Below are 14,418 nucleotides of genomic sequence, written 5' to 3'. Positions count from 1 at the left end.
GTGGTTTGAATTGTTTGAAGTGAAATTTACGTTGGGGACAGCTCGAGCATTTCCCGAGCTTGTTCGCAAGTTGCTACGGGTCGCTCGTATTTCTCGCAAAGGGTAACAGCGCGTTGGACAAGGGCGGCGTTGGACGGCGCCAGCGCGTTCTTGTTCAAGCGCACGTTGTCTTCCAGCCCGGCACGAGTGTGACCTCCCGCAGCAATGGCCCACTCGTTGACCGCGATCTGATTAGCCCCGATACCTGCCGCACACCATTCGGCCTGTGGCGCCCGCTCGGTTAATATCTTGCGATAGAATTCAAAAACTTCCCTGTCTGCTGGCATGGCGTTTTTCACGCCCATGACAAATTGCACATAAAGTTTGCCCGGCAAAACACCTGCGCCATGCATTCGGATAGCTTGCAATACATGGCTGAGGTCGAAGGCTTCTATTTCCGGTGTCACTCCGTAGGCTTTCATTTCGCTTGCCAGCCAATCCACCAGATCTGGCGGGTTTTCATAGACCCGTGTGGGGAAATTGTTGGATCCAACCGACAAAGACGCCATATCCGGTCGCAATGGCAACATGCCTCCACGAGCTCGCCCTGCGCCGGAACGCCCACCAGTAGAAAACTGGATAACCATTCCTGGACAGTGTTTTTCCAAACCTTCCTTGAGCAGCGCGAATTTTTCAGGATCGCTGCTCGGCGTTTCGTCATCGTTGCGGACGTGTAAATGGGCGATACTGGCACCAACTTCGAAGGCTTCATGGGTGCTTTCGATTTGCTCTGCGACGGTCACCGGGACCGCTGGGTTGTCGGCCTTTGTTGGAACCGAGCCCGTGATAGCGACGCAAAGAATGCAGGGTTTTGCCATTTCGGAGTACTCCGCGTTCAAATGTCAAAGAAAACTGTTTCGTTCAAGCCTTGGAGGACGACGTCGAAACGATAGGTTGTCTTTCCTTTGGTTTCGGAGCGTTTCGCCAAGAGAGTTGCACGTCTGTTTTCTGGTTCGATCAGGTTGAGGACCGGATCTGTAGCGTTCAGGTCCGTTTCATCCTCAAAATAGAGGCGAGTATTAAGGCCAATGTTGATGCCGCGAGCCACAATCCACATCGAGACGTGCGGGGCCTGAACTTTTCCATTTCGACCTGGCGTCGATCCTGGCTTTATTGTCTCAAAGGCCCACTTGCCGGTTTCAAAATCGGAAATGACGCGGCCAAATCCGCTGAAGCCGTCCTCGACTGCGGAACTATCGTTGGGGTCGACATACAGTCCTTTTGAGTTCGCTTGCCATGTTTCTATTAGGACGTCTTTGATCGGGCTTCCGCTACCATCAATCACAGATCCTTCGATGCGAATGCGTTCGCCGCGGGCGTTAGGACCCGCAATGTCAGCGCCGAGCTCTCGCCTGTAGATGTCAAATCCGGCGGCACCCGGTGCAAGTCCAATGTGAACGTATGGCCCTGCAGTTTGAGAAGGCGTTTCCTTGAGGTAGTCCAAGTCCTGCGCCATTAGTTCCCCTCCAGCCGGTTCTCAAACAAGGTTGAGCGGCGGCCGCGCAAAACAATATCGAATTTATAAGCGAGGCTGTCCAAGGGGACTGATGCGTTCAGGTCAAGCGGCGCCACCAACATGTCGATGGCTTTGGAGTCCGGAATCGTCTTTATGATTGGGCACTTGTCGATCAATGGGTCACCTTCAAAATAGCATTGCGTAACCAGACGCTGCGCAAATGCTTCGCCAAATACCGAGAAGTGAATGTGCGCTGGTCGCCAATTGTTGACCCAGTTGCGCCACGGGTACGCTCCAGGCTTGATAGTTCGGAAGAAATAGTACCCTTGTTCGTCAGTCAGCGTTCTGCCGCACCCTCCAAAATTGGGATCAATAGGCGCGAGATAGGTGTCTTTTTTGTGCCGATATCGACCACCAGCATTTGCCTGCCAGATTTCTACAAGCGCGTTTGGCACCGGGCGCCTGTTTTCATCCAGTACCCTTCCATGCAAGATGATCCGCTCGCCGATCGGAGACTCTCCTGAATTTGCGAAATTTTGAATCAGGTCTTTGTCCAACGGATCGATGTCGGCATGCCCGAACCGCGGTCCTGTAAGCTCGCTTACAGTGTTTTCTAGCGAGATCAGCGCGTATTGTGGGGAGCGTGCGACGCTGGTCTTGTAGCCCGAAGACAAGGCAGAGGGCTGCCACTCACGATCGCGCTGGTAGTATTCAGCAAAGTTGTCCATCGCTCAGCTGTCCTCCGAATCCATCTCCGCAAACGTCTTTTTCGCGAGTTTGAGCGCGTGATTGGCTCTAGGCACTCCAGCATAAATTGCTACGTGTTGGAAAGTCTCAAGCACGTCCTCGCGACTTGCGCCCGTGTTTGATGTGGCGCGAACATGCATTGGGATCTCATCGAAATTTCCCAGTGCTGCAAGCAGTGCCAGCGTTAGCATGGATCTCTCGCGATCGCTTATACGCCCTGATGCCCAAACCGTTCCCCAGGCCCCCTCTGTTATGAGGGTCTGAAACGGTTCGTCGAAGTCCGTTTGTGCAGATCGTGCGTGGTCGACATGCGTGTCGCCAAGGATTTGTCGGCGTTTCTGATCGCCTGTTTCGTAACGGTTTGTCATAAGTTCCCCTTTTCTCGCTAGTAGGGCAGACCAACGTAGTTCTCGGCGAATACCTTTTGGGCTGACAGGCTTTCTCTTAAAAATTCAACGTCTGCTTGCTGCATCTTGATGTCGAACTCTGTTTGGTCCGGAAACCTGTGAAGCAAAGTGGTCGTCGCCCAACTAAAGCGCTCCGCCTTCCAAACGCGGGCGAGTGCAGTTTCTGAATACCGATCAAGTCCGGACGGATCTTTGTCGTGATAATGCTGAACCAAACCATTGAGGAGATAGTGGACGTCGCTTGCAGCGGTATTCAATCCCTTTGCGCCGGTTGGCGGAACGATGTGGGCTGCGTCTCCGCAAAGGAACAAACGTCCCCAGCGCATGGGTTCGGTTACAAAAGACCTTAGCGGTGCAATAGACTTTTCTATGCTGGGGCCTGTGACGAGTTTGTCTCTGTAGGCTTCCGGTATGCGACGCTTGAGTTCTTTCCAGAAAGCTTGGTCGGACCACTTGGCAGCGGAGTCCTTCAGGCTGCATTGAATGTAGTATCGGCTGAGGTTTGAATTGCGCATAGAACACAAGGCAAATCCACGTTCTGACCCGCTGTAAATCAATTCCTCATGTACCGGAGGCGTTTCGGACAAAACACCAAGCCACCCAAACGGGTAAATCTTCTCGTATTCGTTTCGAATGGAACCCGGGATTGTCTGGCGGGAAACACCATGGAACCCGTCGCATCCAGCAACGAACTCGCAATCGAGGCGTTTTTCTGTGCCCGCGATCTGGTAGGTCACAAACGGCGCATCGGTGTCTGCTCCGTGAATGGCAACGTTTTCGGCTTCAAATACCAAATGCCCATCTGTGTTTTCCCGTGCTTCGTATAGATCCCGAGTAACTTCTGTTTGGCCATAGACCACAACGTGTCGACCAGTGAGTTCTTTGAAATCGATTCCGAATTCAGAGTTGCCGTAGGCAATCACGGCTCCATTGTGTACAAAACCTTCTTCGTCCAATCGCTTGCTAACTTTGGCTTCGCGCAACAAGTCTACAAACCCGGTCTCAAGAACTCCCGCACGAATTCGACCAAGTACGTAGGCTTTGGTCTTGCGCTCCAGTACGACCGTGTCGATCCCATTTAGATGAAGCAAATGACTCAGCAATAACCCAGAAGGCCCACCTCCGATAATTGCCACTTGAGTTCTCATTTCTCGTCTCCTTGAAACAAGTATTGAATGACAGTTTTGGGCAAGTAAAATGATATTTTTCGGCTTATAGTTTCTAAAAATGGAAAGTAATCCAGTGATCGATCAACGGATCAAATTTCGCCACATCCAGTGCTTTGTCGAAATCTGCCACGAGAAAAGCCTGAAGGCGGCGGCGAAAAAGTTGTTCCTTACCCAGCCCGCAATCTCAAAAACTCTTCGGGAACTTGAGAGTATTCTTGATGGAGTGCTGCTGATCCGAAACAGAGGAGGAGTATCGCTCACACCCAAGGGAGAGGTGTTTTATCAGTTTGCTGAAATGTCACTGCAGGCTTTGCAGCAGGGCTTAGATGGTGTGCAAGAGGTCTCGGTCGGCGGAAATAAGCGCCTTTCGGTTGGTGCATTGCCCTCAGTGGCCGCGCGTTTGATGCCGGACGTTTCTTTAGAGTTTGCACAGCTTGCTCCCCAGACTGTGTTGCATGTTCTGGACGGTCCTCACGGCTTCCTTGTCGAGCGACTGCGACTGGGGGAACTTGATCTTGTCATTGGGCGTTTGGGGCAACCTGAAACTATGGATGGAGTGTCGTTCACACAACTCTATGAGGAGCGCGTAGTTTTTGTGGTCAGACCGGACCATCCGTTGATTCAAAATCCAGATTTGATGTTGGTTAGAGATTTCCCTGTAATTTACCCGTCAAAGGGTTCAGCTATCCGGTCACTTGTAGACCGATTTTTGATCGCTCATGGAATTGGCGGTTTGGATCAGCAATTGGAAACTGTCAGTGGCGCGTTTGGTCGTGTTCATACGCAAAAAACGGATGCGGTTTGGATCATTTCCGAAGGCGTTGTTGCTAATGAACTTGCTGCTGGGCGATTGGTTGCTTTGCCCTTTGACACCAGCATGACCCACGGTCCGGTTGGACTAATGTATAGGCACCATGACGGCTTGTCGCCTCACGCAAGGGTTTTTGAACTTGCCGTGGAAAAGGTTCTCAAAGCGGGCGGTCCATTGGGCGCCGCAAACACAATTCCAAAATAGGCAATCTGAAGATGGTTTTGCCGGATTTTGCACTTCAATCCTAATCGCACGGAAGGCTTCAAACAGAGTGTTATCCACGGTTCGGTGGTATGATGTGGCCGCTGCAAGGATTTGAGGTAATTCGTCGAAAAGATTTAAGAAACTTCAAAAACCGGATTGCGTGAACGCACGATGTTCGCGCAAACTCTTGCGGCGCTGAACCGAATTGCGGTTTCGCAAATTGATCTGACTGGAGGAAAAAATGAAGTTTAGAAAACTGCTGGTGTCGGTAGCGTGTTCGGCCCTTTTTGCCGCGGGAGCGCAGGCTGAGGGCCTCAAAGTCGGTATGATTACTACTCTTTCCGGTGGTGGTGCCGGATTGGGCATCGATGTGCGGGATGGTTTTATGCTTGCCGTTGAGCAATCCGGCCGGGACGATATTGAGGTTGTGATTGAAGACGACCAACGCAAGCCAGATGTTGCCGTTCAGTTGGCCGATAAGATGATCCAATCCGAAAAGGTAGATGTGCTGACCGGGATCATTTGGTCCAACCTCGCGATGGCAGTTGTCCCTGCGACGGTTGCACAAGGCAAATTTTATCTTTCACCAAATGCGGGTCCGTCCGCATTGGCGGGCAAAGGTTGTAACAAGAACTATTTCAACGTTGCATGGCAGAATGACAACCTACACGAGGCGGCTGGCGCCTACGCAAACTCTGCAGACCTGAAAAACTCCTTTATCCTCGCGCCGAACTATCCGGCAGGCAAGGACGCGCTTACCGGTTACAAGCGGTTCTACGAAGGTGATCTGGCTGGTGAGATTTACACCAAATTGGGACAGACGGACTATGCCAGCGAAATCGCGCAAATCCGTGCGTCCGGTGCGGACAGCATCTATTTCTTCTTGCCGGGTGGTATGGGTATTTCGTTCCTTAAACAATACGCAGACAGCGGGGTAAACCTTCCGGTTGTAGGTCCTGCTTTCTCGTTTGATCAAGGCATTTTGCAGGCTGTTGGCGCAGCTGCGCTGGGTGTAAAGAACACCTCTCAATGGTCGAAAGACATCGATAACGCCACAAATGCGGCATTCGTAGAAAGCTTTGCGGCCAAGTACGGGCGTTTGCCTTCACTTTATGCAAGCCAGGGGTTTGATACGGCTAATTTGCTGATCTCTGCGATGGGAAGTGCTGATGTTGCAGATCAAGATGCGTTCCGCGCAGCTTTGCAGGCAGCTGACTTTGATAGTACGCGCGGTGACTTTGCGTTTGGTCCGAACAATCACCCAATTCAAGACATCTATGTCCGCGAAGTCGTCCAAGAAGGCGATGTTTTCACAAACAAGATTGTGTCGGTGGGCCTAGAGGATCACGGCGACGCATACGCTTCTGACTGCAAAATGTAATCAGCTCAGTTCCGCCCTGTTTTATTGACAGGGCGGAAGCCTGGACAAATGGGGAAGACATGTCCTGGATACTCTTGGTGGAGCAAACGCTGAACGGATTGCAGTTTGGCGTGATGCTTTTCCTTATGGCCGCTGGTTTGACGCTGATTTTTGGGGTTATGGGGCTCATCAATCTCGCACATGGATCGCTTTACATGGTCGGTGCCTTCGCTGCGGCTGCCGTAGCTGGTGCGACTGGATCATTCGGGCTGGCACTCGCGGCAAGTTTAACCGCAGCCGCATTGGCGGGCGTTGTGATTGAGACAACAGTGATCCGGCGGCTATATGACCGTGACCATCTGGACCAAGTTTTGGCAACATTCGCATTGATCTTGATTTTTTCTGAGGGAACAAGGTGGCTTTTTGGCTCCTTTCCTCTCTTTTTGGATCGGCCTGAATTCCTTGCCGGAACGGTTTCTCTGCCTTTTGGCATCGAATACTCGAAATATCGTCTGTCGCTGATTGGTGTCGGTCTTGCGGTCGCAGCAGGGCTGTTCTGGATGATCGCAAAAACACGTATCGGAATTCAAATCCGAGCGGGAGAAAACGACCGCGAGATGATTGGCGCCTTGGGGGTCGACATTTCAAAACTTTACACGCTTGTTTTCGCGCTTGGCGCGGCGTTGGCCGGACTTGCCGGAGCCTTGATCGGCGCAATCCAATCCGTTCAGGTGGGGATGGGAGAACCAGTTTTAATCCTTGCTTTTGTGGTGATTGTCATCGGTGGTATCGGCTCAATCCAAGGCGCTCTTGTCGGTGCAATTCTGGTTGGAGTGACCGATACTTTGGGAAGTTTCCTTCTGCCCAAGGTGTTTTCTCTTTTCCTCGCACCGGCAGCAGCCACGTCCGTTGGTTCCTCGCTGGCTTCGATGGCGATCTACATACTGATGGCTGGAGTGCTTCTGGTGCGACCAAAAGGCTTGTTCGGAGGCGCATGATTTGAAGCGAGAACGCTACCTGAATTTTGCCCTTATGGCACTTTTGCTGTTTGTGCCGCTCTTGGCCTGGTTACTGGATGAACCTTTTCTGATCACTTTGACTACGCGGGCTGTGATCTTTGCCATCGCAGGTGTCGGGTTGAATCTCGCCTTAGGGTTTGGCGGATTGGTCAGCTTCGGCCATGCGGCTTTTTTTGGTCTTGGTGGATACGCAATGGGTATTTTGGCGCATCACGCTCAGACCTATACACCATTGATGGAATGGCCCTTGGTCATAGAGGGTACTAAGTCGATGCTCGTTGTCTGGCCCGTTGCAATTTTGACTGGTGCTTTGGCTGCACTGGCCATCGGTGCGCTGAGTCTGAGGACATCGGGAGTCTATTTCATCATGATCACGTTGGCATTTGGCCAGATGCTTTTTTACTTCACGATCAGTTGGTCCGCCTATGGCGGCGAGGATGGTTTGTCGATTTATGTGCGCAACTCATTTCCAGGCCTGAATACAATGGACCCGATCCAGTATTTTGCGATCTGCTACGGGCTGCTTCTCCTTGTCCTGTTCGGTGTTTCACGCGTCTCTGGCTCGGCGTTCGGATTGATGCTGCGCGCTGCGAAGCAAAACGAGGAACGGGTTCAGGCGGTTGGACAGACGCCATATCGTTTGTACCTTATTGCGTTCACGATCTCCGGTGCGATCACTGGATTGGCCGGGGCATTGTTCGCAGACCTGAACAGGTTCGTGAGTCCGACTATGTTGAGCTGGCAGGTGTCTGGCGAGATCATGGTTTTTGTAATTCTGGGAGGTGTGGGGCGCGTTTACGGACCGGTTGCCGGTGCAGCCTTGTTCATACTGCTAGAGCACACGCTTGGCGGGTTGAGCGAGTATTGGCACGTATATCTCGGTGCCATCCTCTTGGGAGTTGTTCTTTTTGCCCGAGGGGGGCTTTATGGGTTGCTCGCTGGGCGGGAGGTCGCGCATGACTGATCCCGTTTTGGACGTTCAAGGTGTGACCAAAGCTTTTGGCGGACTGGTCGCGAGCAAGAACATAGATTTGGACCTTCGTCAGGGCGAGATACACGCACTTATCGGTCCAAACGGAGCCGGGAAGTCCACCCTTGTCCAACAAGTCACAGGAGGCCTTACGCCAGACAGCGGGCGGATTGTGTTCGATGGTCACGACGTTGGCGCAATGTCGACAGCGAAGAGGGCGCAATTCGGCATGGCCCGGACCTTTCAAATTTCATCCTTGGCCATGGAATACACTGTCTTGCAAAACGCCATGCTGGGTGCGTTGGGGCGAAAGGGCAAGGTGTTGTCGTTTTTCAAGAACGTTATGAGGGAACTGGATTTGCGTTCGGCAGCTGAACTGGCTTTGGAACAGGTTGGTTTAAGTGATTTTCAGTCTGTTCGCACAGCCGACCTTTCACATGGTCAACGTCGACAATTGGAAGTCGCAGTCGCATTAACTTTGTCACCCAAAGCTTTTCTTATGGACGAGCCAATGGCGGGAATGGGTGCTGATGGATCACGCAGCCTAATTCGTATTCTGGATGCTTTGCGAGATCGTGCGCCGATATTGTTGATTGAGCACGATATGGATGCTGTTTTTGCATTGGCTGATAGGGTCAGCGTTTTGGTTTACGGTGAGATTATCGCGACAGGATCAGTGCATGAAATCCGAGCCAACCCGGACGTGAGAAGAGCTTATCTGGGGGAGGAAGTTGGATGAGCCTTTTGACCATGTCCGGTGTGTCTGCTTTTTATGGACCGTCGCAGGCATTGTTCGACGTCAATTTGAGCGTGGATCAAGGCGAAGTTGTCGCGTTGATGGGGCGCAACGGCATGGGCAAGTCAACGACAATCAAGGTGATCTGCCGGTTGCTACAACACCGAGGCGGAGATGTGACGCTGGATGGCTCTAACATCTCTGGAGTCCCGTCCTATCGAGTCGCCCGAATGGGCGTTGGTTTGGTGCCCGAGGGGCGTCGTTGTTTCAAAGATCTGACGGTATATGAAAACCTTGTCGCGGCTGCGAGAAGGGGGGAGTGGGATTTTGAGTTGGTTACCGAGCTGTTTCCTCGCTTGAAAGAGCGTAGAGACCAGGCCGCAGGTACACTGTCTGGGGGGGAGCAACAAATGTTGGCAATTGCTCGCGCCCTTATGACTAACCCACGGTTGCTCTTGCTGGATGAGGCCACTGAGGGGCTTGCGCCCGTGGTTCGTCAGGAAATCTGGGCTGCGATCTCGAACCTAAAGGCAAACGCGGGGCTTACAATTTTGGTTGTCGACAAGTCCCTATCTGAGTTGCGCCAAATTGCGGACCGAGGTGTTATCCTTGAGAAGGGGAGATCCGTCTGGACAGGGCAATTTGACGAACTAACTGAAGAACTCAGTGACAGATATTTGGGCGTTTGACCTAGATTTCGACTAAGGCGCCGGGAGCTTGGATCACTTGTGCAGACAAAGCACAGCCCAATTCCACCGCGAGTTGTGCCGTTTCTTCGCGCATCAGGGATGTCAAAACCGCAGCATTGAATGCGTCTCCGGCGGCGGTGGTGTCGACAATCTTGGTCACCGATTGCGGGGTTACTTGCTCTGTCTGGCCATTTGAATGCGCAATCAGAACTTTCCCCGGGCCATCTTTGACGATGACAGTTCTGCAGCCGAGATTGAGATAACGAGTGGCTGTTGCGTTTGTTGACGCATCTTCGAACCAGCTTGCTTCGTCTTCGTGAGACGGCAGCAAAATATCGGCGTGACGTGCGGACTCACTGACCCAATGCCGCATGGTTGCCGCATCTTCCCAAAGGCGTGGGCGCAAGTTGGGGTCGAAAGCAACTGTTGCGCCCGAGGCACGCGCTTTCGCTACAGCGTCGAGCAAATGTTCCCGGCCGCTATCCTGCAGTATCGCCACAGTGATCCCACTAAAGAAAACCGTATCGCCTGGGCCGGAAATAGGGAGCTCCGTCAATGTCTCGGCTAACCGACGTGCAGCCGCAGCAGAACGCCAATAAGAAAAGGAACGTTCACCATCTTCGGTTTTGATCAAGTAAAGACCGACGGACGCGTCTGGAAAGATTTGCATCTCGGGAATGATACCGCTCGAACGTGCAAATTCGACAAGGCCTTCGGATGCTGCGTCGTCGCCGACGGCTGAAAGAAAGGCGACTTCGGTATTCTCGTCCGCCAGTCGAGCGGCATACCAGGCTGTGTTGAACGTGTCTCCTGCATAGCCCATCTTGAACAGCCCGTTTTGGGTTGGGGCCATCTCAACCATGCACTCACCGATGCAAAGTAGTCGTTTGTTCATTTTGGACGGTCCTCGAAGTAATTGGGGTTCTTGGCACGGATGTCTTCAAAGATAGGCATCAAGCTGAAAAGGTGTTGGGAAAGTCGTTCCCTAGCTGCGGTTTCGTCTCGCGAGCCCAAGGCCCCAACAATGTCCTTGTGTTCAGCAAGGGCAGCCGGACCGTTGTCGGGCAAAGAAAGGTGACGCGCACGATCCATATGGCTTTTTTGTTCGCGAATGAGGGGCCAAATGTCTTCGCGTCCGGCAATCCGACAAATCGCAAGGTGGAAGTCTTCGTCCAAGGAGAAGAAGCGGGTACCGTCTGAAGCAGAAACAGCGTTTTCCTGAGCTCTTGTCAGCATGTTCAGATGTTCTAGATCGGAGGTTGTCAGTCGATTGATGGCTTCTGAGAGGCAGGCCGTTTCTAGCGCTGTACGTACGAAGGCTGCACTTTCGACGGCTTGCAGGGAGATACGCGACACCAATGTTGCGCGCTGTGGTCGAATTTGCAGGAAGCCAAGTTGAGAAAGTCTGAAAAACGCGTCTCTGACAGGTTGGCGCGACACATCCATTCGATTTGCAATTTCGGCTTCGGATACTTTGCTTCCGGGTTCCAGCGAAAGGTCGACAATTGAAGCGTGGAGCGCCTGAAATACCTGCTCTGTCGCGCTTTGCGGAGGCGAATGAGTGGGTGACTGGATTGGTACATTCATGAATTTATTGTCGATTTTACATCTGGCAGACTAGCATATCAGTTGGTAGTGGTATTCTCATGGATCTACAACCACAAAATCAGTTCGGGAACTTTAGCCTATCCTTGCCCCTTGCGGGATTGTGGGAGCCGCGGCGTTCAGCACTTCCTTGGCGAAGCCCGCAGCGGATTTGTACTTGGCCATAAATTCCGAGCGTTCTGAAGGGGAAACGACCTTGTCGATGTCGTCAAACACGCCGCCGCAGCGGTCATGAACCAAGCTTAGAAGGCCGAAGGGCCCAGCCTGCCGGTTTCGCAAAACAAGGTCGGAAATAGGGCCATGCAGTTCGTCATTGTAGGCTTCCAGCGCGTCAGGCGAAATGCCGAGTTGTAGCAACTTGGCGCCCAGAATTCGGGCGTCGATGATGGCCTGACTGGCCCCATTTGAACCCGTTGGATACATGGCATGAGCCGCATCCCCCAAGAGTGCGACGCGGTTGTCGATCCATGTGGAAACCGGATCGCGATCAATCATTGGGTTCTCAAAAACAGCGCCGGCTGCCGAAATGAGATCCGGAACGTTCAACCAATCGAAAGTCCAACCCTTGAAGGTCTTCAATGGGATGTTCGCCGCGACTTGCCGGAACCAAGACGAAGTGTCGAAACTTGCCGGATCATCGTGCTGAATTTCAGCTATCCAGTTGATTAAAGCCAGTCCGGTTTTGGGGTCAGGGTGAGAAATCGGGTAGATGACCATGCGCTGATCGGGGCCTCCTAGGCCCACAAACGAAGCACCGGAACGAAGCGGGCGCGCCCAACTGGTTCCTCGCCACATCAAAGCGCCCCCCCAATGAATTGGCGGCTGTGTTGGATGCATCTGAGCTCGCACTGCAGAGTGTATGCCGTCGGCACCTACCAGCAGGTTCGCTGACAGTGTCTTTTTCCCCTCGGCGGTTTCAAAGACGGCTTCAACACGGTCGTAGTTTTGCCGGTATTCAATAAACTTGTGGTCAAGCAAAATGGCCTTGTCGCCCGCCAGCGTTCTGAACCTTTCGTAGAGCGCCATATGGAATGCTCCACGATGTACGGCATATTGCGGCCAATGGTAGCCGGCGGCTTCTCCGCGGAGTTCGGCATAGATTTCCGAACCTTGACGCCCGACGAGAGTCCACTCCTCAATCGCGCGGCCAAACCCGTCAAATGACTCTCGAGAAAACCCAAGATCGAGGAGTTCTCTCACGGCATTGGGTTGCAGGTTGATGCCAACCCCCAGTGGTTTCATCTGACGCGACGATTCGCACACAACGCAAGAAACACCGATCTGATGCAGTGTGAGCGCCAAAGAGAGGCCGCCAATACCACCTCCAGCGATAAGGATATCTGCAGGTCTCATTTTTTGATGCTCAGCCGGATTTTCATTCCATTACTGTAACTTATTCGCGGTCTTCAAACCAATGCGGCGAGGAGTCCATCTTTGCCCAGCAACTGGTTGGCGTATTTAACCTAAAATTGTCCGATATTGCCAAATGTTGCGCGCGCGTTGTTCACCGAAGATTAGGATTCTCGGGCGATTTCCTCTGTCAGACAAAAGTCCCAACGGAGCCTGAAAGTGCTGTCCCCTGAACAAAGAGCCAAATGGCGTAGCAGATTGTTTTCCGTACCTACGCTCTTCTTTTTGAGCGCGGTGATCACTTGGCCTTTCCTTGCCGAGTTCGAAGCCTTTGAAGTCTTTTACCAGTTCAGCCGATCCCACGAAAACTGGGAACTGGACGAGATTGCTATGTTGGGCTTCAACCTGCTGATCGCATTGGGGTTGTCGGTTTGGTACAAGTCACGCAGGATCAAGCGGCTTGCGGAGTACCGCGAGTTGGAGCGCAACCGCGCTGATGTAAATGCTCGCCACGATCCGTTGACCGGGTTGATGAACCGCCGCGCCTTTTACGAAGTTGTTGAGAACCTCAGCGCAGAGGCGCAAGATGCATCCGGACCACGGTATGTTGCCCTTGTCGATCTGGATCGCTTTAAACCGGTCAATGACGTACATGGCCACGCAGCAGGCGACGCAACATTGATAGCAGCGGCTGAACGCCTGCGGGAAGAAGCTGGTGCCGGTGGTGTTGTGGCACGCTTGGGCGGCGACGAATTTGTGCTGGTGTTTGGACCGGCGATGGACGCTGCATCGGTCGAACGCGCGGCACGCCGTATCCTTCGCAGCGTTGAGCAGCCGATCCCGTTTAATGGACAAAGTATTCTTGTTGGCGCGAGTATTGGTCTTGTCCAATGGGATCAGGACCGTGGACTTGCCGAAATGATGCGCCGTGCCGACCATGCGCTCTATCAGGTCAAGGCGGGCGCCCGCGGAAGCTTTGCCTGGTATGATGAGGATGCGGACCGTCAATCTCGTGATCGTGCCGAGATTGCCAGTGATTTGAAGCACGCGGTCGAGAACCACGACATTGTCCCATTCTTCCAACCGATTGTGCGTATCGACAGTTCCGAATTGGTCGGCTTTGAAGTGCTGGCACGCTGGACGCATCCGACACGGGGCAACGTTCCCCCCTTCGTGTTTATTGAAATTGCCGAAGACAGTGGATTGATCGGGCCGCTGGGTATGGCGCTGTTGCGCAAGGCCTGCATTCATGCTGCTGCCTGGCCGGAAGAGCTCTCTATCTCCTTCAATATTTCGCCCATCCAGTTCCGAGAAGGTGCACTGGTTGAGAATGTGCAGAAAGTTTTGAAGGAGACCGGCTTCAAGCCGAGCCGTCTGACGATCGAGATCACGGAAAGCTCCGTCATCGATGACTTCGAGATTGCCCGCAAGAAAATCGACGCCTTCAAAGCGTTGGGGATCCAGATTGCTCTCGATGACTTTGGCACCGGCTATTCAAGCCTTGCTTGCCTGCGGAGCCTGCCGTTTGACCGGTTGAAGATCGACCGCAGTTTCGTCACCGATATTTCGGAACAGCGTCAGAGTCAGCAAATCGTGTCCGGTATTCTTTCGTTGGCGTCTGGGCTGGAGCTGGATGTGACAGCTGAGGGCATCGAAACGGCAGATGATTTGACATATCTGCAGGGGCTGCATTGTTCACTTGGACAAGGGTATTTCTTTGAAAAACCTGTCCCTGCTGAACAGATTTCCTGGCTCTTGGAGACTGAGTGGTCCGACAATCACGTTATGTCTCAACCGGATGTGCGTGCCGCCAGTTAAGGCGCACGCACTTCAATCTTTGTTTTGAAACCGCCCTG

Annotated in this window: 15 protein-coding genes; 7 read left to right on the top strand and 8 right to left on the bottom strand. The window is 52.9% G+C overall.

The genetic code is table 11. The features are described 5' to 3' along the window. Window positions 1-26 precede the first annotated feature (26 nt). The 5 genes from BXY66_RS11515 to pobA are packed head-to-tail and all read right to left on the bottom strand — an operon-like array spanning window position 27 to window position 3,797. Window positions 27-857 carry a 3-oxoadipate:acetyl-CoA acetyltransferase gene (locus tag BXY66_RS11515; protein WP_132860246.1) on the bottom strand — a complete coding sequence of 277 codons (831 nt, stop codon included), beginning with the start codon at window positions 855-857 and terminating at the stop codon, window positions 27-29. A 17-nt stretch (window positions 858-874) separates the two neighbouring features. After that, window positions 875-1,495, bottom strand: a complete 621-nt coding sequence (gene pcaG, locus BXY66_RS11510) for a protocatechuate 3,4-dioxygenase subunit alpha (protein WP_132860245.1) — start codon at window positions 1,493-1,495, stop codon at window positions 875-877. Next, entirely contained in the window at window positions 1,495-2,223 is a 729-nt protein-coding gene (gene pcaH / locus BXY66_RS11505; RefSeq protein ID WP_132860244.1) for a protocatechuate 3,4-dioxygenase subunit beta, read from the bottom strand. The genes pcaG and pcaH overlap by 1 nt, the downstream gene beginning before the upstream one ends. Before the next feature lie 3 nt (window positions 2,224-2,226). Then, entirely contained in the window at window positions 2,227-2,610 is a 384-nt protein-coding gene (gene pcaC, locus BXY66_RS11500) for a 4-carboxymuconolactone decarboxylase (RefSeq protein WP_132860243.1), read from the bottom strand. A gap of 17 nt (window positions 2,611-2,627) precedes the next feature. Then, window positions 2,628-3,797 (bottom strand): 4-hydroxybenzoate 3-monooxygenase, encoded by a 1,170-nt coding sequence (pobA, locus tag BXY66_RS11495; protein ID WP_132860242.1) that lies wholly within the window; start codon window positions 3,795-3,797, stop codon window positions 2,628-2,630. A 79-nt stretch (window positions 3,798-3,876) separates the two neighbouring features. Here pobA and pcaQ point away from each other — a divergent pair, with 79 nt between their 5' ends. From pcaQ to BXY66_RS11465, 6 genes are all read left to right on the top strand, one after another. Next, window positions 3,877-4,833, top strand: a complete 957-nt coding sequence (pcaQ, locus tag BXY66_RS11490; protein WP_243694351.1) for a pca operon transcription factor PcaQ — start codon at window positions 3,877-3,879, stop codon at window positions 4,831-4,833. Window positions 4,834-5,074: 241 nt separating this feature from the next. After that, the gene (locus tag BXY66_RS11485; RefSeq protein ID WP_132860240.1) at window positions 5,075-6,214 is read left to right on the top strand and encodes an ABC transporter substrate-binding protein; all 1,140 of its coding nucleotides are present in this window, start codon (window positions 5,075-5,077) and stop codon (window positions 6,212-6,214) included. Window positions 6,215-6,273: 59 nt separating this feature from the next. Further along, entirely contained in the window at window positions 6,274-7,191 is a 918-nt protein-coding gene (locus BXY66_RS11480) for a branched-chain amino acid ABC transporter permease (RefSeq protein WP_132860239.1), read from the top strand. A gap of 1 nt (window position 7,192) precedes the next feature. Beyond that, window positions 7,193-8,176, top strand: a complete 984-nt coding sequence (locus BXY66_RS11475; RefSeq protein WP_207911306.1) for a branched-chain amino acid ABC transporter permease — start codon at window positions 7,193-7,195, stop codon at window positions 8,174-8,176. Next, window positions 8,169-8,921 carry an ABC transporter ATP-binding protein gene (locus tag BXY66_RS11470; RefSeq protein ID WP_132860238.1) on the top strand — a complete coding sequence of 251 codons (753 nt, stop codon included), beginning with the start codon at window positions 8,169-8,171 and terminating at the stop codon, window positions 8,919-8,921. Before BXY66_RS11475 ends, BXY66_RS11470 begins: the two co-directional genes overlap by 8 nt. After that, complete coding sequence (locus BXY66_RS11465) at window positions 8,918-9,607, top strand: ABC transporter ATP-binding protein (RefSeq protein WP_132860237.1); 690 nt, start codon at window positions 8,918-8,920, stop codon at window positions 9,605-9,607. Before BXY66_RS11470 ends, BXY66_RS11465 begins: the two co-directional genes overlap by 4 nt. A 1-nt stretch (window position 9,608) precedes the next feature. On the opposite strand, the gene BXY66_RS11460 is transcribed toward BXY66_RS11465, so the two are convergent. The 3 genes from BXY66_RS11460 to BXY66_RS11450 form a co-directional block, all read right to left on the bottom strand. Further along, entirely contained in the window at window positions 9,609-10,502 is an 894-nt protein-coding gene (locus tag BXY66_RS11460; RefSeq protein WP_132860236.1) for a sugar kinase, read from the bottom strand. Next, a complete protein-coding gene (locus BXY66_RS11455) occupies window positions 10,499-11,194 on the bottom strand; it encodes a GntR family transcriptional regulator (RefSeq protein ID WP_132860235.1) in 696 nt (231 codons plus the stop codon). The genes BXY66_RS11460 and BXY66_RS11455 overlap by 4 nt, the downstream gene beginning before the upstream one ends. Before the next feature lie 93 nt (window positions 11,195-11,287). Then, entirely contained in the window at window positions 11,288-12,565 is a 1,278-nt protein-coding gene (locus BXY66_RS11450) for a flavin-dependent oxidoreductase (RefSeq protein ID WP_132860234.1), read from the bottom strand. Window positions 12,566-12,820: 255 nt separating this feature from the next. On the opposite strand from BXY66_RS11450, the gene BXY66_RS11445 reads away from it, so the two are divergent. Then, complete coding sequence (locus BXY66_RS11445) at window positions 12,821-14,380, top strand: putative bifunctional diguanylate cyclase/phosphodiesterase (protein WP_132860233.1); 1,560 nt, start codon at window positions 12,821-12,823, stop codon at window positions 14,378-14,380. Window positions 14,381-14,418: the final 38 nt, after the last annotated feature.

The organism is Shimia isoporae (assembly GCF_004346865.1).
In the GTDB taxonomy this organism is placed as follows: Bacteria; Pseudomonadota; Alphaproteobacteria; order Rhodobacterales; family Rhodobacteraceae; genus Shimia; species Shimia isoporae.
Note: the sequence above shows the minus strand (reverse complement) of the source record. Positions and strands in the feature narration are given on the sequence as shown.

Excerpts from the sequence above, each read along its gene's own strand:
- pcaH (WP_132860244.1), bottom strand. The coding sequence starts at position 2,223 with ATGGACAACTTTGCTGAATACTACCAGCGCGATCGTGAGTGGCAGCCC.
- BXY66_RS11465 (WP_132860237.1), top strand. The coding sequence starts at position 8,918 with ATGAGCCTTTTGACCATGTCCGGTGTGTCTGCTTTTTATGGACCGTCG.
- BXY66_RS11515 (WP_132860246.1), bottom strand. The coding sequence starts at position 857 with ATGGCAAAACCCTGCATTCTTTGCGTCGCTATCACGGGCTCGGTTCCA.
- BXY66_RS11480 (WP_132860239.1), top strand. The coding sequence starts at position 6,274 with ATGTCCTGGATACTCTTGGTGGAGCAAACGCTGAACGGATTGCAGTTT.
- pcaQ (WP_243694351.1), top strand. The coding sequence starts at position 3,877 with ATGGAAAGTAATCCAGTGATCGATCAACGGATCAAATTTCGCCACATC.
- pobA (WP_132860242.1), bottom strand. The coding sequence starts at position 3,797 with ATGAGAACTCAAGTGGCAATTATCGGAGGTGGGCCTTCTGGGTTATTG.
- BXY66_RS11470 (WP_132860238.1), top strand. The coding sequence starts at position 8,169 with ATGACTGATCCCGTTTTGGACGTTCAAGGTGTGACCAAAGCTTTTGGC.
- pcaC (WP_132860243.1), bottom strand. The coding sequence starts at position 2,610 with ATGACAAACCGTTACGAAACAGGCGATCAGAAACGCCGACAAATCCTT.
- BXY66_RS11450 (WP_132860234.1), bottom strand. The coding sequence starts at position 12,565 with ATGAGACCTGCAGATATCCTTATCGCTGGAGGTGGTATTGGCGGCCTC.
- BXY66_RS11455 (WP_132860235.1), bottom strand. The coding sequence starts at position 11,194 with ATGAATGTACCAATCCAGTCACCCACTCATTCGCCTCCGCAAAGCGCG.
- BXY66_RS11485 (WP_132860240.1), top strand. The coding sequence starts at position 5,075 with ATGAAGTTTAGAAAACTGCTGGTGTCGGTAGCGTGTTCGGCCCTTTTT.
- BXY66_RS11460 (WP_132860236.1), bottom strand. The coding sequence starts at position 10,502 with ATGAACAAACGACTACTTTGCATCGGTGAGTGCATGGTTGAGATGGCC.
- pcaG (WP_132860245.1), bottom strand. The coding sequence starts at position 1,495 with ATGGCGCAGGACTTGGACTACCTCAAGGAAACGCCTTCTCAAACTGCA.